Origin of the sequence: Streptococcus sp. 45 (assembly GCF_900108865.1) — a bacterium.
In the GTDB taxonomy this organism is placed as follows: domain Bacteria; phylum Bacillota; class Bacilli; order Lactobacillales; family Streptococcaceae; genus Streptococcus; species Streptococcus ruminicola.
Genome location: NZ_FNXZ01000001.1, coordinates 1 through 20,799, shown reverse-complemented (window position 1 = coordinate 20,799; position 20,799 = coordinate 1). Strand labels below are relative to the sequence as shown.

The 20,799-nt window shown below is 33.7% G+C and carries 24 protein-coding genes; all 24 read right to left on the bottom strand.

Features of this window, described 5'->3' with window-relative positions; all coding sequences use genetic code 11:
- Positions 1–13: 13 nt before the first annotated feature.
- Positions 14–322 (bottom strand): DUF4176 domain-containing protein, encoded by a 309-nt coding sequence (locus BMX18_RS00105; protein WP_093814487.1) that lies wholly within the window; start codon positions 320–322, stop codon positions 14–16.
- Positions 315–1,133, bottom strand: a complete 819-nt coding sequence (locus tag BMX18_RS00100) for a hypothetical protein (protein WP_074482994.1) — start codon at positions 1,131–1,133, stop codon at positions 315–317. Before BMX18_RS00100 ends, BMX18_RS00105 begins: the two co-directional genes overlap by 8 nt.
- Positions 1,133–1,258 (bottom strand): hypothetical protein, encoded by a 126-nt coding sequence (locus tag BMX18_RS09435; protein WP_257609152.1) that lies wholly within the window; start codon positions 1,256–1,258, stop codon positions 1,133–1,135. The genes BMX18_RS00100 and BMX18_RS09435 overlap by 1 nt, the downstream gene beginning before the upstream one ends.
- A 533-nt stretch (positions 1,259–1,791) precedes the next feature.
- Positions 1,792–2,025, bottom strand: coding sequence for a hypothetical protein (locus tag BMX18_RS00095; RefSeq protein ID WP_142350380.1), 234 nt, complete (start codon positions 2,023–2,025; stop codon positions 1,792–1,794).
- A 115-nt stretch (positions 2,026–2,140) separates the two neighbouring features.
- Entirely contained in the window at positions 2,141–2,956 is an 816-nt protein-coding gene (locus BMX18_RS00090) for a tetratricopeptide repeat protein (protein ID WP_074867481.1), read from the bottom strand.
- A complete protein-coding gene (locus BMX18_RS00085) occupies positions 2,946–3,644 on the bottom strand; it encodes a hypothetical protein (RefSeq protein ID WP_074482225.1) in 699 nt (232 codons plus the stop codon). The genes BMX18_RS00090 and BMX18_RS00085 overlap by 11 nt, the downstream gene beginning before the upstream one ends.
- Positions 3,610–3,780 (bottom strand): hypothetical protein, encoded by a 171-nt coding sequence (locus BMX18_RS09320; RefSeq protein WP_159427428.1) that lies wholly within the window; start codon positions 3,778–3,780, stop codon positions 3,610–3,612. The genes BMX18_RS00085 and BMX18_RS09320 overlap by 35 nt, the downstream gene beginning before the upstream one ends.
- Positions 3,781–3,958: 178 nt before the next feature.
- Positions 3,959–4,735, bottom strand: coding sequence for an outer membrane protein assembly factor BamD (locus BMX18_RS00080; RefSeq protein WP_093814483.1), 777 nt, complete (start codon positions 4,733–4,735; stop codon positions 3,959–3,961).
- Positions 4,725–6,275: a T7SS effector LXG polymorphic toxin gene (locus BMX18_RS09430; protein ID WP_257609151.1), complete on the bottom strand. Its 1,551-nt coding sequence runs from the start codon at positions 6,273–6,275 to the stop codon at positions 4,725–4,727. The genes BMX18_RS00080 and BMX18_RS09430 overlap by 11 nt, the downstream gene beginning before the upstream one ends.
- A gap of 115 nt (positions 6,276–6,390) precedes the next feature.
- Positions 6,391–7,959: a signal recognition particle protein gene (gene ffh / locus BMX18_RS00070; protein WP_074867479.1), complete on the bottom strand. Its 1,569-nt coding sequence runs from the start codon at positions 7,957–7,959 to the stop codon at positions 6,391–6,393.
- A 63-nt stretch (positions 7,960–8,022) separates the two neighbouring features.
- A complete protein-coding gene (locus BMX18_RS00065; RefSeq protein WP_093814481.1) occupies positions 8,023–8,355 on the bottom strand; it encodes a putative DNA-binding protein in 333 nt (110 codons plus the stop codon).
- A 137-nt stretch (positions 8,356–8,492) separates the two neighbouring features.
- Complete coding sequence (locus BMX18_RS00060) at positions 8,493–9,191, bottom strand: GntR family transcriptional regulator (protein WP_093814479.1); 699 nt, start codon at positions 9,189–9,191, stop codon at positions 8,493–8,495.
- A gap of 161 nt (positions 9,192–9,352) precedes the next feature.
- The gene (locus BMX18_RS00055; RefSeq protein WP_093814477.1) at positions 9,353–13,210 is read right to left on the bottom strand and encodes a YobI family P-loop NTPase; all 3,858 of its coding nucleotides are present in this window, start codon (positions 13,208–13,210) and stop codon (positions 9,353–9,355) included.
- 24 nt (positions 13,211–13,234) lie between these two features.
- Positions 13,235–14,965 (bottom strand): DUF2075 domain-containing protein, encoded by a 1,731-nt coding sequence (locus tag BMX18_RS00050; protein ID WP_093814475.1) that lies wholly within the window; start codon positions 14,963–14,965, stop codon positions 13,235–13,237.
- 140 nt (positions 14,966–15,105) lie between these two features.
- Positions 15,106–15,258: a hypothetical protein gene (locus BMX18_RS09315; RefSeq protein WP_180366614.1), complete on the bottom strand. Its 153-nt coding sequence runs from the start codon at positions 15,256–15,258 to the stop codon at positions 15,106–15,108.
- A 20-nt stretch (positions 15,259–15,278) separates the two neighbouring features.
- Positions 15,279–15,638 (bottom strand): hypothetical protein, encoded by a 360-nt coding sequence (locus tag BMX18_RS00045; protein ID WP_074964671.1) that lies wholly within the window; start codon positions 15,636–15,638, stop codon positions 15,279–15,281.
- A gap of 1 nt (position 15,639) precedes the next feature.
- Entirely contained in the window at positions 15,640–17,055 is a 1,416-nt protein-coding gene (locus tag BMX18_RS00040; protein ID WP_093814473.1) for a Y-family DNA polymerase, read from the bottom strand.
- Positions 17,056–17,259, bottom strand: coding sequence for a hypothetical protein (locus BMX18_RS00035; RefSeq protein ID WP_074560101.1), 204 nt, complete (start codon positions 17,257–17,259; stop codon positions 17,056–17,058). It abuts the gene before it with no gap.
- A gap of 1 nt (position 17,260) precedes the next feature.
- Positions 17,261–17,947 (bottom strand): LexA family transcriptional regulator, encoded by a 687-nt coding sequence (locus BMX18_RS00030; protein ID WP_093814471.1) that lies wholly within the window; start codon positions 17,945–17,947, stop codon positions 17,261–17,263.
- Between the two features lie 135 nt (positions 17,948–18,082).
- Positions 18,083–18,703, bottom strand: coding sequence for a TipC family immunity protein (locus tag BMX18_RS00025; RefSeq protein WP_093814469.1), 621 nt, complete (start codon positions 18,701–18,703; stop codon positions 18,083–18,085).
- A 9-nt stretch (positions 18,704–18,712) separates the two neighbouring features.
- Positions 18,713–19,333, bottom strand: a complete 621-nt coding sequence (locus tag BMX18_RS00020) for a TipC family immunity protein (RefSeq protein ID WP_093814467.1) — start codon at positions 19,331–19,333, stop codon at positions 18,713–18,715.
- Positions 19,334–19,339: 6 nt separating this feature from the next.
- The gene (locus BMX18_RS00015) at positions 19,340–19,957 is read right to left on the bottom strand and encodes a TipC family immunity protein (RefSeq protein ID WP_074868697.1); all 618 of its coding nucleotides are present in this window, start codon (positions 19,955–19,957) and stop codon (positions 19,340–19,342) included.
- 6 nt (positions 19,958–19,963) lie between these two features.
- The gene (locus BMX18_RS00010) at positions 19,964–20,575 is read right to left on the bottom strand and encodes a TipC family immunity protein (RefSeq protein ID WP_093814465.1); all 612 of its coding nucleotides are present in this window, start codon (positions 20,573–20,575) and stop codon (positions 19,964–19,966) included.
- A gap of 9 nt (positions 20,576–20,584) precedes the next feature.
- Positions 20,585–20,799: TipC family immunity protein (locus tag BMX18_RS00005; RefSeq protein ID WP_180366615.1), on the bottom strand; the 215-nt coding region annotated here is incomplete at its 5' end.

Below are 20,799 nucleotides of genomic sequence, written 5' to 3'. Positions count from 1 at the left end.
TTTTTGTATGATTTTACTTTTTGTAATCTTCAACTGTAAATTTAGGATATTGAATATTTGAAATGAGTTCATCGTAATTAGCGATCAATTGCTGAAATGACACATCAACATAGCCCAAAAAGAGAACTTTATCAATATCTTCTTTGTTGAAAAAAGCTAAATCCTGATTAACCACTCCTAAAGGAAGAGGCACTGCTCCAAAATCAAAATAACCTTTTTTTCCACCTTTTTCAGTGACAGGAAAAAGTGTCGTAATCATTAAACTCTGCGAACCACCATTCACACGAACGACAGTCCCAATTGGCAAATGCTCTCTATTCATTATCTAATTCCTCCAAATATTTCTTAGCCTCACGAACGTAGAAAAGTTCTGGATTCTCATTTGCGATTTTTTGGAAGTTTTCTTTGGCAGCAAATTTATTTTCTTTAATAAGCTGATTTCTTCCTTCATAGTAATCAAACATCAATTGAATCAATTTTTTACTAGATTTCATTTTTGAGATTTCTGATAGATTTTTATTTAAAATGATTAACTGACGTATTTCAGAACAATTTTGTAAAAGAACTTCCTTAAGCTTTTTATTCTTATTATTTTTTAAACTAATATTTTCAAACTCTAAAAATAGCTGATTAATATAGTTGTCATCCTTAAAGGAATGAATTGCACTCAAAATATGATAGTATTTTTGAACTAATAAACTATTTTCAGGCGAGTTCTTATTTTTTGAAGATATCGATTCATTACCAAACGCCAAGCAAGCAGCTTCAAAATTTCCTTTATAAAAATCAACAATTATTCGATTATTCAAATAAACATTCTTCTCTTTATTTTTTTGTCTTTGTAAAACATAATCTAAGTATGAAAGATATCTTTTTATATCAAGATTTTGATATAAAATATCCTCGATTAATTGTTTATCCTTTTGATTTTCCTTAAAAAGATAAAATAGTAAACCAAAATAAATAATTGCAACAAGCGTAGACAACACTGTTAATTGAAAATGATTTTTTAAAATACTGATTATAACGAAACCAAGAAGCAAAATCAAAAAAGGGGAAAAAAATAAAAATCTCTTTTTAGGCTTAAAGTAAAGTTCTTCATTTGAGATATTATCTATATTAGGTAATGACATTAAATTCCTCCTTTATCTTCTTTGTCATCTATAATTTGTTCTGCAAGGACTATAGATGATACTGCTATTCCATAACCAACAGCACCAGCAGTTCCAAAACTTTGAAATGCTACATAACCTCCCAAAGCGACACCTCCAACAATAACCGTACCTGCAGCAACATACTTTCCAACTTCAAAAGTTGCTTTTCCAACATTGAGTAAACCTTCACCTATATCCGACCATTCTGGTCCCCTCGTTTTTCCCCCACCATCTCTTAGGTATTGTCCTTGTTCAAAAGTGGCTTTTTCTTTTAGGTTAGGGACTCCGTTTCTATTTTCTTGAGGTAAGGTGAAGTTTGATTCATTGCTGGTATAGGCTGCCAGAGCGCCATTGATATACTTAACACCATATGTTGTCTTAGACTTTTCATTTCCGATACTGCCTGATACACCAGCGATCCCCTTAGAAGTTGCAGTAACATCATATGATGGATAATTCTCTATAGCTGACCCAGAAACTGGTAAGGTTAATCCTCCTTTTTCAGCTTAGTATCTCCTGACTTAATATTGTTCAAACCTGAACGATTAAAAGTAAAATCAACCTTTTTCCTTGCTTGATACTGAGCTTTCAAAAGTACATTTGGCAACCATACAGGTTATCATATAAGAGAATTTCTTTATCTTCCTTGATATTTGTATGATGAAATTTCATCTAATGCTTTAAGATAAGGCTCTGGAAATAAGGCATCAGTTAAAATCATGTAAACTCCTTTTGTTATAGCAGCAGCTATAAATGGATAAAAAAATATAAATGTTACCATTGCGATAGTTAATAGCCAAAAAACAAACATCATGTCCTTACTAAGCAGAAAAAACGTACCGATAATATAAATAATTGTAAGTAAAAACATTAACAGTTTTATACGAAACTGATAGTTTTGAATATTCTCAGTCGACATTTTTGATATTTTTTTTGAAATATTATTGAACATTACACGAACGACAGTCCCAATCGGTAAATGTTCTCTATTTATTATCTAATTCCTCCAAATACTTCTTAGCCTCACGAACATAGAAAAGTTCTGGATTTTCATTTGCGATTTTTTGGAAGTTTTCTTTGGCAGAGGATTTATCATTAGCATTTAAATAATTAAGTGCTTGGTAATAATAACTTCCGATACTCGCCAACTTTGTACATGACTCAGAATCAAAATCATAGCCGCTCACATTACCTTTTATAATTTCCAAAATATTTTGTACAGAGTTTTCTCTAGAATTAGTTCTAAGTGATTGATGCATCTCTTCAACTTTTTTAACATCTTTTAACATTATATAGTTGAGACATTTAAAATAAAGAATACTATTCTGATAAAAATCGCGATGCCTTAATGTCACCTTAGAAAGATCGATTCTCTCGAGAATATGTAAACTTTTTTCAAAGTTCCCAGAAAAATATTCTACTTGTCCCATACCAAATCGATTAATTTGAAAATATTCTTTTTTTATCTTTTTATTTTTCTCTATTTTATATAAAATATCCAATATTTCTAAATATTTTTCAAAATCAATCTGTTCATAAAAAACAAAGTCAATAATAGATGATAAAATCCTACTAAAGCAAAGAAAAAAGGCAAAAATAAGGAAAGCAATCATAATCATAAATATAAAAATAATATTTGTAAAATTTTTATTATCACTATTTAGTGTTATGCTATACCAATAAATTCCTACAAGTGCTAGTATTATTAATAATGCAAACAAAAAATACTGCATTTTTTTGATACCAACAACAATTTCTTTTCCACTCTTTTTGCTTAACTTCTGTACATACTTATCTTTCATTATTTGAAACCTCATTATTCTCTATAACCAAACTTATTGCTCCACCTACAAGTAATTCAGGTGAAGCTAAAATAATACCTGCACCAATCACAGCACCAACAAGTATTCCAACTGCAATTTCACCAAAATGATTCCAAACAAAGTCACCTGTACTTTTTGCAGTTTTTACTGTTGTATCCGTAGCATTAGAAAAAGAAGTCTTTATATCCGACCACTCTGGACCTCTCGTTTTTCCCCCACCATCTCTCAGGTATTGGCCTTGTTCGAAAGTGACTTTTTCTTTTAGGGTCGCTACATCGTTTGTGGCTTGTTGTGGCAATGCGAAATTCGATTGGTTACTTGTGTAAGCAGCTAATGCCCCATTAATATACTTAACACCATAGGTTGTTTTTGATTTATCATTTCCGATGCTTCCTGATATGCCGCTAACCCCCTTAGCATTAGCACTAACATCATATGATGGATGTCCTTCTAAAGCAGAACCAGAAACTGGTAAATTTAGTTCACCTTTTTTAGTTAAAGTGGTATTTCCAGATGTCACACTATCCAATCCTGATTGACTAAAAGTAAAGGCAACTTTTCCTTTGTTGGAAACTGACGTTTCAAAAGTATATTTTGCGTAACCATACAGATTATCATATAAGAGAATTTCTTTATTTTTCTTGATGTTTGTATGATGAAATTTCATCTAATGCTTTAAGATAACGCTCTGGAAATAAGGCATCAGTTAAAATCATGTAAACTCCCTTTATTAAAGCAGCAGCTATTAATACATAAAGGGTTATAGAAGCAATCATCGCAATAGTTAATCCCCAAAAACGCAAATATCATCTCCTTACTAAGCAAAAATATAGCACCAATAACATAAATATTTATAAGCAAAAACATGAACAGTTTTATACGAAACTGATAATTTTGAATATTCTCAGTCGACATTTTTGATATTTTTTTGAAATATTATAGAACATTACACGAACGACAGTCCCAATTGGCAAATGCTCTCTATTCATTATCTAACTCCTCCAAATATTTCTTAGCCTCACGAACATAGAAAAGCTCCGGATTTTCATTGGCAATTTCTTGGAATTTTGCTTTGGCAGCGGGCTTATTGTCAGCATTTAAAAAATTAAGTGCTTGGTAATAACATCTCCCAATCTTCACTAACTTTGTACGTGGTTCAGACTCAAAAACATAGTCGCTTACGTTGCCTTTTAAAACTTTCAAAATAAATTTTGAACTTTCTTTATACTCTTTAGGTAGCTTATCTAAAAGAATTTCAGCATTTTCAAACTGAGATAATTTACAATAATTTAAAAATTCGTAGTATAATTGATTTTCTTTAAGAGTCTCACTGCTTGATGAAAATACCTCATTGTTTTTTAATTGAGTTAGTAATTGCAATGATTCTTCAAAGTTACCACGTAAAAAAGCTACTTGTGCTTTACTAAACAGGCAATAACAATTTATCTTTTTTCTCTGACCTACAGGCGTATGGGAGTAGGCATAGCTAAAATAGTTTACAAATTTTTGTAAATCAATTTTTTCATATAGCATTAAGTAGACAGATTTCCTTATTAAATTATTAATAAAAATCCCCCATAATGCTAAAATGGAAATCACTATCAATAATAATATTTTCATACTATCTTTTTGCTCTTGTAAAAATTGATAAATACACCATAAAATTGGTATCATCAATAAAATAAAATTAATTTTTGGTAAATTAAAAACTAACTCTACTTTTTGTCTAACTATCCACTCTTGAAATTTATTCTTCATTCTTTTTCTCCTTATGATTAACACTTAACCCAAGTCCTAGCGCCCCTCCAGCTAAACCTCCAACTGCTAGACCACCGATACCAAATGTGGATACTACAAACGCTCCAACAGCCACTGTTGCAACAGCCATAACACCAATCTCCAAACTTTTGGTTGCTTCACGTTTCATTATCTCACCAGCTGATTCAAGATTCCCCTTTTCCACCCAATAATCATACTTAGTTAAATGTGGTCCATCCCCACCATCTCTCAGATATTGTCCTTGTTCGAAAGTGACTTTTTCTTTTAGGTTAGGGACTCCGTTTCTATTTTCTTGAGGTAAGGTGAAGTTTGATTCATTGCTGGTATAGGCTGCCAGAGCGCCATTGATATACTTAACACCATATGTTGTCTTAGACTTTTCATTTCCGATACTGCCTGATACACCAGCGATTCCCTTAGAAGTTGCAGTAACATCGTATGATGGATAATTTTCTATAGCTGACCCAGAAACTGGTAAGGTTATTTCACCGTTTTTTAAATTAGTATCACCTGATTTTACGCTATTTAGCCCAGAGTTATTAAAAGTAAAAGCAACCTTTCCTTTGATTGATGCTGAGCTTTCAAAAGTACATTTGGCATAACCATACAGGTTATCATATAAGAGAATTTCTTTATTTTTCTTAATCCCTACACCAATACTTTCTAAGTCTTTTTCACTCGGACCACCTGGTTTAGATAAGGTTTTATTAATCTTAGCACCTTTTTTCCAAGTTAGGGCAATTGGCATAGCTGCCTCAAGTGCCATTGCACCTGATAAGTTCATATAACCGCTATATTTTGAAACTTGAAGTTCTTTGGCTAAATCACTCTTAAGTCTAGCTTTTCTATTCTTATCATTGATGACCAGATTAGTTTCTTTAACTTCTGTCTTGAAGTCTGTTTTCTTGTAAAAGTTCTTGGCTTTCTTACTTGTATATGAGCTGCTGCCTAGGTCTGACAAACTACTAATTTGCGTGTTCTGCTCATCTAAAATATCAGTAGCTTCGCTTGTAAAGACAGTGTTATTAAAAATCCCCATATCCTTGATGGTATTGGTAAGGACTTTTTTGGCACCTTTGAATTCTGAGACGGCATCGTCTGTTGTCACCTTGGTCAGCGTGACAATGTCTGCGACTTCATCAATAGCCTTGTTAATAGCATCTGAGCTAGTCTTTAATTGCTCTAGCGGTGAATCAAACTTATCCACCATTTGTTGAAGAACATCTGTGTCGATAATGGCACTGTCACTGTTTTCGCTGACAATACTCTTAAAAGTACTGATAAGATTGTCATAGCCCTGCGAAATAACTTCCAAACTGTTCACATAATTGGTCAACAAAGGCACTTGGTAGTTAGTGATTTTATTATCAATAGCGTCTTTGACGTCACCTTTTAGAGCATCAGAATTTGCAGCGCTCTTTAGCTTTTTCTTGGCACTTGAAAGTTGACTCTTGGTCTTACTAATCGAGCTTTTGAGGCTATCACGTTGTTCTATGACCTCGCTCATCTTAATCTTCATAAATCTCTCCCAAAATTTAACCGATTTTTTTCTAATCATTATATCATAAATTGAAACAGTTTTCAGAAACAAACCAAAAAAGCCGCGGAATTCCGCGACCTTTTGCTATTAAGCTTTATTTTTTATTACGTTTTTTCTTAGCTTTTTTCATTTTGTTTGCCATGCGCTTCATTGATTGTTTCATGGCAAATTCACCGATTTTACCTTTGAATCCGCCACCCATCATTTGGCTAAGGTCCATATCTCCACCGCCAAGTGCTGAAAGGTCTGGCATTCCGTTTCCGCCCATCATGCCTTCAAGTGATGACATGTCCATGCCGTTTGGCATATTTTTAGGAAGGTTATTTGGGTTGATACCCATTTTCTTCATCATTTTTTCCATGTCACCAGACATAACACCTTGCATCATTTGTTTAGCTTGGTTGAAATCTTTGATGAATTTGTTAACTTCGACAAAGCTGTTTCCTGAACCAGCTGCAATACGACGGCGACGGCTTGGGTTAAGCAAGTCAGGATTTTCACGTTCTTCTGGTGTCATTGATGACACGATGGCACGTTTACGAGCGACAGCTTTTTCATCAACCTTGAAGTTCTTAAGAGCTGGGTTGTTAGCCATACCAGGAATCATTTTAATCAAGTCTTCCATCGGCCCCATATTTTGAACTTGGTCAAGTTGTTCGATGAAATCGTTGAAATCAAAGGTATTTTCACGCATTTTTTCTGCGAGTTCCATTGAACGTTTTTCATCGTATTCTTGACTGGCTTTTTCAATCAATGTAAGCAGGTCACCCATACCAAGGATACGGCTTGACATACGATCTGGGTGGAATGTCTCAATATCAGTGATTTTTTCACCAGTACCAGTGAATTTGATTGGTTTACCAGTGATTTCACGAATTGAAAGTGCTGCACCACCACGAGTATCACCATCAATCTTAGTCAAGACAACCCCTGTGATATCCAATTGTTTGTTGAATTCATCAGCGACATTGGCAGCTTCTTGACCAATCATGCTATCAACAACCAAAAGAATTTCATTTGGTTTCGCAAGAGCTTTAACATCACGGAGTTCTTCCATGAGTTTTTCATCAATTTGCAAACGACCAGCCGTATCGATGATAACGTAATCGTTGTGGTTTTCTTTGGCTTGTGCCAAACCATTTGTCACGATTTCAACGGCTGAATGGTCAGTACCCATATCAAAGACAGGAACATTGATTTGGCTACCAAGTGTTTTCAACTGATCAATGGCTGCTGGACGATAGATATCGGCAGCAATCATCATTGGACGAGCATTTTCTTCTTTGATCAGCTTGTTAGCCAATTTACCAGCAAATGTTGTTTTACCAGCACCTTGAAGACCGACCATCATAATGATTGTTGGAATTTTAGGTGATTTTTCAAGTTCAGCTGTTTCAGAACCAAGGATTTCTGTTAATTCTTCGTTAACGATTTTTACGATTTGTTGTGTTGGGTCAAGGGTATCAATGATTTCGTGACCAACCGCACGTTCGCGCACACGTTTGATGAAAGTCTTAACAACTGGAAGAGCAACGTCAGCTTCAAGCAAAGCAAGACGAATCTCTTTGGTTACTTCTTGAACATCCTTTTCAGAGAGTTTTTTCTTTCCACGAATATTTTTAAAAACCCCTTGAAGGCGTTCTGTTAAACTTTCAAAAGCCATAATATAATTCTCCTACCTCATATCTCTATTATCTTAGCAAATCTCGCTAGTTTTCAAATCAACCTAGTCACGGTTATCAATGCTACTCAAAATAGCGATTTTTTCTTTCAAAAATTCATCATCAGGATATTTGTCTAAAATATCATCAAAAATCTGACTGCGAACAATGTAATCAGAATACATGTGCAATTTCATCTCATAAGCTTCTAAAATCTTTTCTGTTCGCTTGATGTTATCATAGACCGCTTGACGACTAACGCCGAATTCCTCAGCAATCTCAGCCAAGCTGTAATCATCCGCATAATAAAGTTCAATATAATTCATCTGCTTGTCTGTCAGCAAAGCTGCATAGAACTCAAACAGAACATTCATACGATTGGTTTTTTCAATTTCCATAATCCTCATTTTACCATATTTTGACTGAATTTAATAGTCAGAATTGGTTAATAAGACTTATTTTGATATTTTTTGTAAACGATACCAGAAATATCGCTAAAAATAGGGCAACACTATGATGTGCTGTCCTATTGATTTTAATTATTCTCCAAATAAAATTCGAAGCGGTCGCCAACATACTGACTGTGAACATACTCGAATGGACGTCCATCTGAGAAATATGACACCTGAGTCAAGGCAAGCACCGCATGATTTTTAGGCACTTTAAGATAATTAGCCACGCGCTCACTCGCATTTTTGGCATAAATGGTTTGCTGACTCTTACCAATCTCATAGCCATTATCCGTCAAAGTCTGGAAAAAATGCTCCGTGATGTCCTCACGCTTAAACTCACGAATCAACTTCTCTGGGATTGACGCCACCTCAAAAACAAGCGGCATATTATCCGCATAACGCACGCGCTCCATGCGAACCACATAATCGCTAGGCTTCAGTTGCAACTGCTGAATCTCAGTCTCATTAGCAGGCTTACGCTGATAAGAAACCACCTGAGATGACGGGGTCTTGCCTTGCGAACGCACAATCTCTGTGAAACTTGTTGTCCCGCGCATCTTCTCTTGCACACGATGGCTAGCCACGTAAGTCCCACTACCCACACGACGCTCAAGAATCCCTTCTTCCACCAAAAGCGTAATCGCCTGACGAAGCGTCATACGACTCACCTCATAGTCATCTGCCAAATCACGCTCACTCGGCAAACGCTGACCAATCTCCCAAAAACCATCGTCAATCTTTTTCTTTAACGCATCATGAATTCTAATATACGCTGGAACCATAACCTCTACTCCCGTTCTGTTCTAAATAACTTAGCTCTATTTTAGCATAAAATCAAGGAAGTTTTTAGTCACGGTATTATTTCTTTTGGAAAATGGCGGAGCTGTATAGATGATTTTCAGAGAACAATACTTGTTTGAAATTTTTATGAGTGTGGAGAAAATCAGCTGTTCTTATATGAATTTATTTGATAGTATTCACCATGTTCGCTATATGTAGAAATTTTGTTATTTTTATCTAAATAATCAAGAATTTTTTTATTATAATACGTTTTTTGAATCCTAGGTCTTTTACCATTTCCGCTAATGGCAATAATTATTGTATCTAATCCAACAACTTTAAGTAAATCAACAACTTCAGAATCAGTAAATTCAGATAAAAATTCAGATAAAATCAATTTTCTTTTCTCAACATTTACTTCTTCGTTATTTAATGCTGCATATAGTAAATGTTTGTTTATTGGATACTTTTCAGTTAATACTGTTTCATACCACTCTGAAAAAATACTTTCTGTGATTCGTTTAGTAGGCTCGTCCAAATTATCATAATTCGCTAAAAGATATTCTAAATCACTTTCATCAAATTTATTTTCTAAAATATAATTCGTTATAGTTAGGCTATATGATTTATTTGAGATACTTACTCCGTTATCAAAATGATCAATGACCTTCTTCTTATTTTCCTCCGAAATATTTTCTTCCAAAAGTTCTAACAATTCACTTTCGTGATAAATATCCCCGTAATTATCTTCAACATCTTGATTATCATCAAATTCAAGATAGCTTTCAATATACGTTTTTAGATATTGTATAACGTGATTCGGATAATTTGCCCTTAAAAACTCTAATGTACTCAAATTGAATTTTTCTGAAATAGATTTAGTTTTAATCAGTATTGACATCTTATCTTCAGAGATATTTTCTATCACTAGTTCTGATTCTAGTTTAGAAAACTGCATTTCTATTTTAGATAGTATTTCCTCATATCTATCATTTTCTAAGCCGTTACAATTTGCAGTGTCTCTAAAAAAGAATTCCTTTTGATCATTTTCGTATCCATCAAAAACTTCTTTTTTAAAATCAAAATCTTCTGAAGTATTTACAAAAGTTACCAAATCTGGAAACCATCTGCCATATCGATAAAAGGAATCTATAATATTTTTAGTATCGCATTTTATTTTTTTAGATTCTAAAACAAACTCGAACGTATCTGAGAATATCCTATCACTATTAAGAGTATAATTTGGGATTTTATCCAAATATATTTTTCTCGCCTCTAAAGATAAATTATTACAATTTAAAATGTCATAACTGTCTTCTAAATCATCGGATATAAAATCATTCTTCATAGATGGCAAAATTCGACTAATGTAAAGTTCTTTATTATCATTTACATATTTTGATAATTTATCATATTTTTTAATAGCTGTAATTGGACTATTTTTAAATTTGAAGTACAAATCATTCCCACCTAGATAAAAAACCAATTTTGAAATATTATCATAATTAATCTCATATAGGTTATTATTATATACAAAGTCGCTCATTGATTTACGAGAATTATCAAACGGAAATTGTTTAAGTTTAGCTTCAATATATTCTAGATTATTTTTGACCATTTCTTCATCAGTAGGCAATTCAAAATTATCAATAAATTCTTGAATACCTGCCCATTCGCTATTCACGAATTCAAGGATTATCTCCTGTAAATCATCCTGCAAATCGGAAGTAGATAAATCTATACATGATAACATTAAAACAATTATTATATATTTCTCTTTTCTATTATCGGTAGAGATAAGCAGTTTTAAAGTGTTCTGATTCAATTTAATCATATAACGGATTGCACTAAGTTTAGCCGCTATAGCTATCTTCATCTGTTGAAAGAATTCATTAATAAACTGAACGTTAGACTCTGACAGGACACTTTTTATTCTATACTCATCAGCTATAAATAAAATATAACTAAATAAATCATAGTTTAATGCGTACACATTCTCAAAGTCAGAATCATTAAGTCGATCATTTACTTCTCCTATATTTACTAAATCATAATCAGGATCAAGTTGCTTTTCTCCTTGTACCGCTATTATGAATTCTTGATCCTGTTTTTTAAGACTATTAGCATAAAAATAAGTAATATAATTAGGGTAGCTCCCATCTAGATAGCCGTTTCGAATTAAATACAGAATCAAAGAAACTTTTAAATCCGTTTCCAGATACTCATAATCATCATCAGAACTAATAATATCATCAAAATAATCACGATTAATTAATTTAACTAATTTTTCATTCTTTATTTCTTCATACTCTTTACGTAATAATTTCAAATCAACATCAAATTCCTCAAGATGATTTTTGTTTTCTAAATTTTTCAATCTTTCTTTGAAATTGCTATCTTCTATAGGAAAAATAGAGGATAGCGTTTCTTGTTTAGGATTTATAAGACTTTGATAAGGATTTCTAGCATAAGATACAATTTTCGCGTTATCTGAAAGTATTTCTTGAATAAACTCCAGTCTACTAGAAAAATCTGATTCGAATCTATCATTGACAGAAATACAAGCTCTTCCTTCTGGAATTTTCATGAACATTGAGTACAATTCAATTTTATTTTCACAGAATTCTTGTTCAGCAGAACTTATTTTTTCTTTTAGTTCTTCAATTTTCTCAGCTTTTTTCTTTAAATTTTCTTGTTTTAAACTATCAATCTGATGAAATAATTGGTAGACAAATCCTTTATCTTTCTGCAACAGCGAAAAATCTTTTGGAAAAATATTTTTATAAACAATTATAGCAAATAGTTTATCCTCTGATAAACTGAGTTTACTGTTACTGTTCTCTTTATCATTTTCTTCCTTCTCTTGACTAAGTAAATTATTCTTATATAAAATAAATTCATTGTAGATATTATAAGCCAAACGCATATCATCAACATAAATTGACAGTTGTTTCAATAGTCCCTTGCTAACATTACTTTTTTTAGCTAATATCTCCGTAATTTTTTCTACAGAATTTGAAGAAGTAATTACAGGTATCATTGGAATTATAAAATCAAAAAACTTAGTTCTATCATTCGAAGTGAACATATCGTCTTTTATGAGGTAAATAAATAAAATCTTATCAGCACTTTTCCTTTTATTATTTACAAGTGTATTTATTTCTCTCAGTTTTTCAAAAATTAGATTTGTTTCAAACCTATCAATATCTTCAAAAACAATAACATTACTTCCGCAATTATCAAAAAGATATAACACATCATCCAAATATTTATCGAAATAAGAGCAACTAACATCTTGAAATAACTCAATATCTCCAGAAATATTTTGGCTTTGAATGGAAATATTCTTAATAAAGTGCCTCTCGAGTTGTAATTTTGACATCTTATACACATCAATGATTACAATAACAATCATAATCGCTATTATAATTATTGTCACCCATGGCCACAGAGTATTAGAAGGTTGGATAGAAAATAATTTTTTAGCTAACTCTACTATAGAATTATAGTTTAATAAAAATAATATTGGTAAAAGAATTCCTAATATAGCCAAAGATAAAGATATGTGCTCCCATCCTCCTGGATTTTTCTTTGACTTAAATACTGTCAGTGGAATTTTTTTTGAATCAATCTGATGTAATAACTGATTAATCACCTTTCCTTCGATAAGGTTAACTTGACTACTTGATTGACTTTGTTCTTCACTGACATCAATTTTTTCTTTCCCGTCATCCATAGCAGAAAAATGTGCTAATGAAATATGTATTGGTTTAAATTTTTTATTAATCTCTTTATAAGTTTCAATAAAGCTACTTTTCCCTGAGCCATAGTTTCCTGCTATGGCTACATTCTTAATATCATCCTCCTCTAAAGCAAACTTCATAGCAGCAACATATGATTTATCAATATCAATATCATTTAAAGGAGTTAATTTTTTGAATTCAAAATTTACAATATCTTTATCTTGTTCAGTATTATTAATTTTATGAAACAATGTTTTTATTTTATCTGAAATCTTCATTTACACCTCTCAAAATAATTAATTTTACTCACTTGCCTCTTTCAACGCTTTTTGCAATTCTTCATCAACAGCAAATAGATACAAGCCATTAACGCCACGAGTTAGTAAAACATTCAGTTCATTTTTTAATAATGTTTCGCCAAATTTCATTTTAATTCCATCGGACAGTGTTCTATTACGAATGGCTTTTTCGTTGCAGCTAGCGCTTGGATCAAAAACGATTTTCCCATTGCGATATTTTACTGATGGTCCAATAATGACTGCGGCATAATTCAAGTCAAATCCCTGAATCGTATACGTTGAACCAACTTCAGCAATTGTTTGTTTCTGTTCTGCCCAAGAAAGATTTTTTGTTGCTTTATCTTTTGGTAACTGTAAATTCCATGGCATCGAAAAATCCCCAATTGTCACATTCCAATATTGGTCGTCTTCTGGTTTACCGTTTTGCTTATATTTCCAATCATAAGTCGCCAGCATTCGTGAAATGCCATGTTCTTGGTCTTGGTTCTTTTCTTTGATGGCTTCGTACATCTCTTGTGGAGAATCAAATACTCTAAAATCATATTTATCGTCTTTTCTGAACGGATAAATAACTTGCTCATCTACTAAACTGCGAATCCAATCAATAGTTGATTGTTGGGCGTTAATTCGCATTTGATTGCGTAACGATATCACACACTGAGCATCCAATCTGATTTCTGCTAAATCAGAACTTTCCCAAACTTGTTCAGTTGTCAAAATTTGATTTTCATCAAAAACAGCTACCACAACTTTGGCATTTGCCAATAAATCTTTTAAGTGATTTTTTCCTCGATATGATTGTTTTCCCTGAGTTAATAATAAGTGCGCCTCGTCGACAATAACAATATCTGCTTTTAAATCCATTTTAGACTGTGAGTTAATAAAGCTTGTTGGTTTCATAACAACATCAACGCCATTTTTATTCTTCAATCCTAATTTCTTAGCCAATTGCTGATAAACCGTTAATTGTTGCTCATGGTTAACCAAAAGATGGACAGACACCTTATCTTTATCAATAGGAAGCTCGTCTGAATTAAACAATTCATAAAGCAAACTGCTCATTAGAACAGTCTTCCCAGACCCAGCTTCTCCCTCGACTAAGATTAATTTTCCTTCCATATTTTGACTTAAAATTGAAAGAATACGAAGGATAATTTCATTTTTTGCGTTATTTTGCTCTTTGGTTAATTTATGAAAAGGTGAAGCCTTAAATAGTGCAGAATCACGAATAACAGATTCTAATGGGAAAAGTACACTATTTAACGAATGTAACTTTCGCCATACTTTTGAAAAAATTGAATCCATCATATCAGAAGTATAGTAATCATTTTGAGGATTTCCTCTTCGATTACTAACATTTTTTACAGACTCTGAACTTAATAAGTATTGTAGGAGTTTATTTTCAATATCTAGCGTCAGCGATTTATTAAAATAACGATGACCTATAATATACATCTCAGAAGTCGTTGACCCTTTTAATTTTTTAAAATCTTCACGAGTCTCATCATTTAAATGTTGTTTTGTCCGACGTTTAATGTCAGAGGTTTCCCCGACGTAAACACTGTAATTATGTTTTTTATTAGATAGTTCATCATCAATGATATAAACCGTTGGATAATCTAAAAGTAATTGTTCCTCTTTCTCAGAGAGGTTCTTATCCTTAATAGCTTTTACCGAGAAAGAGTTATAACTCACCTTTTCAATTATTGGTGAAATATTATCTTTGAGTGGCATAATCTCAATCCTTTTCTGAAAACGTTTTGTTGCTTTCTATTATATCACTTATATATCACTTAAAATCAAAAAATCTTGATTAATCAAACAAAAAAGCACTCTATCTAACAATAATGTCTAGGTAGCGTGCACTGTTTTATTTACTTAGTCTTCCAACCCCACCAATTGTCGTTGGCGTCAGCAATGTATTTCATCACAGTTTTAAATTCTTTTGCGGTGCCGTTGTTAGATAACTCTGAAAAGCTTTCGTTATATTTATCAACGATTCTTTCTACTTCTTCTTTTGTGGTCATTGTAGTCTCCTTATCTCTCCTCACACTCCCTCGACTTCGACGCCGATTGCTAGGATGTCCTTGGTTTTGATGAGGTGGTAATGAGATTTTGTTTTGATGGTGATTTCTTGTGGGGTGATTTCGGTGATTTTGCCTCTGAGTTGTTGACTGTGGTCTTTGTCTTTTGTGGTTGTAAAAACACCAGTGAGGTGGCTGGTGTAGAGTTGGCTTAGGAGAAGGGCTTTTTGGTCTTTAGTAAGGTTGGTGTGTAGGAGTTCTTTGGTTTTGTCAGCTTTTAGCGAGCTGGTGTGTTCTGATAAGAAAAAGCCCATCCATTTTTCCATGCCTCTGTCGTAGTGCTCACGCGCCGCTTGAAATGGTAAATAACTGCGGTCAATCATCTTAACTTAATCCATCCAATCCTCCTGCGGAATGCCCTCCGACCAATTTGCTGCGCTCTAGGCTGCGTGAGGCTTCTTGCAAAGCATTAGCCTTTTGAATGGTTGTAAAACCAAACTGGTCTCGGATGGCATCAATGGCTGATTGGAGCCTTTCTTCTTTTTCTATGGTTTCAATGTCATCAAATAAGGAAAACGTAGTGTACGATTCGTCGACTAATCCCGAATAAGATACCGCGATATGTCTGACTGCACCTGAATCGTATTTTTTGCGCAGCAGAGTTAAGACGTGCTCAGTCAGTTGCTTAGTGTTATTACTAGGCTCTATTTTCATTTGCGCCTGAATGCGGTGCTTTTTCTCTTGCTTTGAAAAGCCGACGTAAATCGACACTTGAGTCGCTTTCTTATGGGCTCTTCTCAGGCGAATGGCAACCTGCTCTGCCATTTCCCTAAAAACTAACTCGATATCAGCTTTCTTGCGATAATCGCGTGGCAAAACCTGAGAATTGCCAATGCTCTTAGACTTAGGCTTGTAGGGCTGGTGAACGTTGCTTTCATCAATGCCGTTAGCATGAAAGAAGAGGTCGACCCCCACGATACCAAGCTCTTTCTTGAGAATATCGGGATTGAAATTAGCGAGTTCTTTGATAGTAAAAATGCCAAGCTTATTAAGACGCTTTTCCATACGGCTGCCAATCCCCCAGAAGTCAGTCATCTTAGGAATCGCCCAAACCTTAGTCTCGACATCCTCGTAAGACCAATTGGCACGCATGTTCTGATTGTGCTTGGCTTCGTTATCAAGAGCAAGCTTTGCAAGCAATGGATTGGCATTTGACATGCCAACCGTTGAGTAGATGCCTGTCTTTTGCCAAATTTCTCGCTGAATCATAGCAGAAACCTTATCCAGCTTTTCTTTCTTACCTAGGGTCTTGTCAGGGATAAAATAGTTCAGCGACGAGGTCAAATCAATGAAGCCTTCATCAATAGAGTAAGGTAAAATGTCCTCAATGCTACCGTAATTCTGGAAAATATGCTGAATCTCAATATTCTTTTCAATGTAAGCATCCATGCGCGGTGGCACAATCCAAGTCGCCTTTGCCCAATTTTCAATGAAAGCCACATACTCAGGCGTGGTTGGTAAACCTTGACGTTTGGCATTGTAATAGGAAAACTTGCGCGTGTGCACATCAAAAGGCAAATCATAAGCACGGCTAACATTTGACTTGCCAAAAACTTTCTTGAACGTCGGTGAAGATGCCAAAATCAAGCCACTGGCATTTTCAGCACGGCTCATGACGCAAAGCGAAGTTTTTAACGGGTGCAAACCACGGTCGACACATTCCACACTGGCATAAAATGATTTCATATCCACAAAAGCGATGTCTGCGCGTGGCTCCCGTGAATAATCAAAGTAGCCCATCTAAGCCTCCATGGTAATCAGGATAGAATCATTGACCAAAAAGGCATATGGTGAGAGTTCGCTGTCTTGATTTTCTGGTAAATAAACTCTTGAAAAGCGCTGATGCATGACAGAATCCGCAAAATCATCCATATCAAAAATTTCGACCTTGCTATCAGGAGCTAAGTCATATGAATCTAAATCTAAAATATCTTTTAATCGCATCTTATCCTCCTATGATTGGTATAAAACTTCCAACGATTTTTCCGACAATGCGCGGATTTTCATCGTATGGTGCAAATTTATCGGCGTAATCTTTATTAATTGATACCAAGCGCAAGCCATTTTCCTCGCGGTAAACTTTTTTGATATAAGTCTGTGAATTCCAAACAACGGCATAAACTGCACCGTCATAATCAAAACCAGTGTCACGAATGAGGGCTACTGAGCCATTATGATAAGTCGGTTCCATAGAATCCCCATCAATCCACGAGGCAAAATCATGTGCCAACTCTTTATCAAAATAAACTGTATCGTAATCCATATCATCATAGACATTAGCACCAACACCAGCTGACAGGCGCTCATAAACCTTGTAGGCAAAACGTGGTTCTTGAACCATAGTAACCACCTTATGCTGCTGTTCAAGTAAATCTTGAACATAAGTCAAAGCTTTATCCTGATTTTGGTCAGTTAATTGCTTATAAAGAGTCGCAATCTCAAGCTCAGAAAAATAGCCGTGCGACACTTGCAAAAGCTCTTCTAACTTAGCCAAGTTAGCTTTTGTTGGCTTTGCCGTACCTTTTTCCCAAGCAAAATAAGACTGTTTAGAAATCCCAAGCTCCTTTGCTAGTTCTGTCTGCTTCAAACCAAGCTCCAAACGACGATTTTTTAACTTTTCAGGATAATACATCAAACTCACCTCTTTTATCGTATTTTGTAAAGATAAACTGATTTGTTTTTAAAAGTCAGTTATACAACTGACTTCATTATATAAAAAAAGTGGAACATTGTCCACTTTGACATGTAGATGAAGTCGCAAAGATTATTACCAATTCTCCCACTCGGTCTTGACAGTCACGTCACCATAATCCTTAGGTGAAAACTTACTATCATAGATAGAACACCAGTCTTTTAACACTTTTTGGTTCACAACTTCATCGTAGTATTTGTCTAAATCAGATGCCGTGATGCCGTATTTTGCAAGATAAGCCTTAACTTTAGATTGGTCTTCGATGTATTTATCTGAGTTAGCTAGATTCAGTCGAAGTGTTTTATCTAATATTCTCTCTCTTTTTGAATAATAGACATTAAAGACAACACTTTCTTTTGCATTAATGTACTTCTCAAAAAACATGTGAATCCCTTTGCTATTTTGATATAAATCAAAAGATAGATGTAGGTTTGGGCTATAATCATCAAGATAATAATTTGGATAACTAATAGTCGGTTCAAACTTATCAGTTTCATTCATGTCTTTATCAATGATTTTATAATTTTTAATGTCAGCATCCTTTATTTTATAGAAATCATTCTCACCTAAATAATTTCCTTTCATTTCTAAATACATTTCATCAAAGATATTTTTGGGTTGACTAAGATAATGATGAAGGCCAAAAGCTAGGGCCGCAACTAGCAAGACTAGAATACCGATTAATTTTTTTGTCATAATAATTTACTACCAATTCTCCCACTCGGTTTTGACAGTCACATCACCATAATCCTTAGGTGAAAACTTACTATCATAGATAGAACACCAATCCTTCAACACTTTTTGGTTTACGATTTCGTTGTAATGTTTATCTAAATCAGATGCCGTGATGCCGTATTTTGAAAGATAAGCCTTCACTTTAGATTGGTCTTCAATGTATTTATCTGAATCGCCACTTTTCACCCTAATCTCTACAGTTTTAGTTAAAGTTTGCTCCTTAGCACTATATAAACTCCAGAATGATAAGCTAACTTTTGAATCTAATTCTCTGTTAAAAGAAATAAGAACTGTTTTATATTTTCTTTTAAAATTAAAATCAATAGAAACATCATAATAATGTGAAGCAGTAAATTTTTGATTATTATATATTCCAAACGGAGTTTTTGAAATATTCGAATCATCACTAGGCCATGAACCTCGAATATCAAAATCCTTAATTTTCTCTAAAACATTATTATTTTGGTATGTCTTTTTAGTTTCTTGATAGATCTCATCAAAAATATTCTTTGGCTGACTAAAATATTGATGAAGGCCAAAAGCTAGGGCCGCAACTAGCAAGACTAGAATACCGATTAATTTCTTCGTCATAACTTATTACCAATTTTCCCACTCGGTTTTGACGGTCACATCGCCATAATCTTTAGGTGAAAACTTGCTGTCATAGATAGAACACCAGTCTTTTAACACTTTTTGGTTCACAACTTCGTTGTAATATTTATCTAAATCAGATGCCGTGATGCCATATTTTGAAAGATAAGTTTTGACTTTGATTTTGTCGTCAACGTACTCACCTGCTTTTCTTGGCTCATTAAAAATCGCAACCTCTTTAGTGAATGTTTTGCTCTTTTTATTATAAAAGCATAAGTACCAAACAGTGATTTTTGAATTTGGATGCCATTCAAAGCGGAAATTTTCTCCCTTATTTCCCTCTCCAAAATTAAAACTAATTTCAATATCAGAATACTTTTGAGGCAAATCTTTTTCATTGTACTTACCAAACGGAGTTTTTGAAATATTCGGATCATCGCTAGGCCATGAACCTCGAATATCAAAATCCTTAATTTTCCCTAAAACATTATTATTTTGGTATGTCTTTTTAGTTTCTTGATAGATTTCATCAAAGATATTCTTGGGTTGACTAAGATAATGATGAAGGCCAAAAGTTAATGCTGCAGCTAGCAATACTAGAATACCGATTAATTTCTTTGTCATAACTTATTACCAATTTTCCCACTCGGTCTTGACAGTCACGTCACCATAATCCTTAGGTGAAAACTTACTGTCGTAGATAGAGCACCAGTCTTTTAACACTTTTTGGTTCACAACTTCATTGTAGTATTTATCTAAATCAGATGCCGTGATGCCATATTTTGCAAGATAAGTTTTGACCTTAGATTGATCTTCGATGTATTTATCTGAATCGCCATTCTCTAGAGCAATTTTTACTGTTTTAGTTAAGATGCCTTTACTATGAGAATATTTACTCCATATCCTCACTCTAACTTTTGAAGCTATACTTTTTTCAAAAGTGATAGAAGTGATTTGAGCATCATTTTGAAAATTAAAATTGACTTTAATTTCAGAATAACCTTCTGGTAAATCTTCATATTTTCCAAAAGGCATATATTTATTATCTGGATTATCAGTAGGCCATGAACCTCGAATATCAAAATCTTTAATTTTCCCTAAAACATTATTATTTTGGTATGTCTTTTTAGTTTCTTGATAAATCTCATCAAAAATATTCTTGGGCTGACTAAGATAATGATGAAGGCCAAAAGCTAGGGCCGCAACTAGCAAGACTAGAATACCGATTAATTTCTTTGTCATAATAATTTATTACCAATTTTCCCACTCGGTTTTAACGGTCACGTCACCATAATCCTTAGGTGAAAACTTACTGTCGTAGATAGAACACCAGTCTTTTAACACTTTTTGGTTCACAACTTCGTCATAGTATTTGTCTAAATCAGATGCCGTGATGCCGTATTTTGCAAGATAAGTTTTGACCTTAGATTGATCTTCGATGTATTTATCTGAATCGCCATTCTCTA

Bases quoted from the DNA above. Each gene is read 5' to 3' on its own strand.
- BMX18_RS00060 (WP_093814479.1), bottom strand. From the start codon at position 9,191: ATGGTTCCAGCGTATATTAGAATTCATGATGCGTTAAAGAAAAAGATT.
- BMX18_RS00020 (WP_093814467.1), bottom strand. From the start codon at position 19,333: ATGACGAAGAAATTAATCGGTATTCTAGTCTTGCTAGTTGCGGCCCTA.
- BMX18_RS00080 (WP_093814483.1), bottom strand. From the start codon at position 4,735: ATGAAGAATAAATTTCAAGAGTGGATAGTTAGACAAAAAGTAGAGTTA.
- BMX18_RS00025 (WP_093814469.1), bottom strand. From the start codon at position 18,703: ATGACAAAAAAATTAATCGGTATTCTAGTCTTGCTAGTTGCGGCCCTA.
- BMX18_RS00030 (WP_093814471.1), bottom strand. From the start codon at position 17,947: ATGTATTATCCTGAAAAGTTAAAAAATCGTCGTTTGGAGCTTGGTTTG.
- BMX18_RS00055 (WP_093814477.1), bottom strand. From the start codon at position 13,210: ATGAAGATTTCAGATAAAATAAAAACATTGTTTCATAAAATTAATAAT.
- BMX18_RS00045 (WP_074964671.1), bottom strand. From the start codon at position 15,638: ATGATTGACCGCAGTTATTTACCATTTCAAGCGGCGCGTGAGCACTAC.
- BMX18_RS00010 (WP_093814465.1), bottom strand. From the start codon at position 20,575: ATGACAAAGAAATTAATCGGTATTCTAGTCTTGCTAGTTGCGGCCCTA.
- BMX18_RS00095 (WP_142350380.1), bottom strand. From the start codon at position 2,025: ATGTTTTTACTTACAATTATTTATATTATCGGTACGTTTTTTCTGCTT.
- BMX18_RS00105 (WP_093814487.1), bottom strand. From the start codon at position 322: ATGAATAGAGAGCATTTGCCAATTGGGACTGTCGTTCGTGTGAATGGT.
- ffh (WP_074867479.1), bottom strand. From the start codon at position 7,959: ATGGCTTTTGAAAGTTTAACAGAACGCCTTCAAGGGGTTTTTAAAAAT.
- BMX18_RS00040 (WP_093814473.1), bottom strand. From the start codon at position 17,055: ATGGGCTACTTTGATTATTCACGGGAGCCACGCGCAGACATCGCTTTT.
- BMX18_RS00100 (WP_074482994.1), bottom strand. From the start codon at position 1,133: ATGTCATTACCTAATATAGATAATATCTCAAATGAAGAACTTTACTTT.
- BMX18_RS00015 (WP_074868697.1), bottom strand. From the start codon at position 19,957: ATGACAAAGAAATTAATCGGTATTCTAGTATTGCTAGCTGCAGCATTA.
- BMX18_RS00065 (WP_093814481.1), bottom strand. From the start codon at position 8,355: ATGGAAATTGAAAAAACCAATCGTATGAATGTTCTGTTTGAGTTCTAT.
- BMX18_RS00050 (WP_093814475.1), bottom strand. From the start codon at position 14,965: ATGCCACTCAAAGATAATATTTCACCAATAATTGAAAAGGTGAGTTAT.
- BMX18_RS00085 (WP_074482225.1), bottom strand. From the start codon at position 3,644: ATGAAATTTCATCATACAAACATCAAGAAAAATAAAGAAATTCTCTTA.
- BMX18_RS00035 (WP_074560101.1), bottom strand. From the start codon at position 17,259: ATGCGATTAAAAGATATTTTAGATTTAGATTCATATGACTTAGCTCCT.
- BMX18_RS09430 (WP_257609151.1), bottom strand. From the start codon at position 6,275: ATGAAGATTAAGATGAGCGAGGTCATAGAACAACGTGATAGCCTCAAA.
- BMX18_RS00090 (WP_074867481.1), bottom strand. From the start codon at position 2,956: ATGAAAGATAAGTATGTACAGAAGTTAAGCAAAAAGAGTGGAAAAGAA.
- BMX18_RS09315 (WP_180366614.1), bottom strand. From the start codon at position 15,258: ATGACCACAAAAGAAGAAGTAGAAAGAATCGTTGATAAATATAACGAA.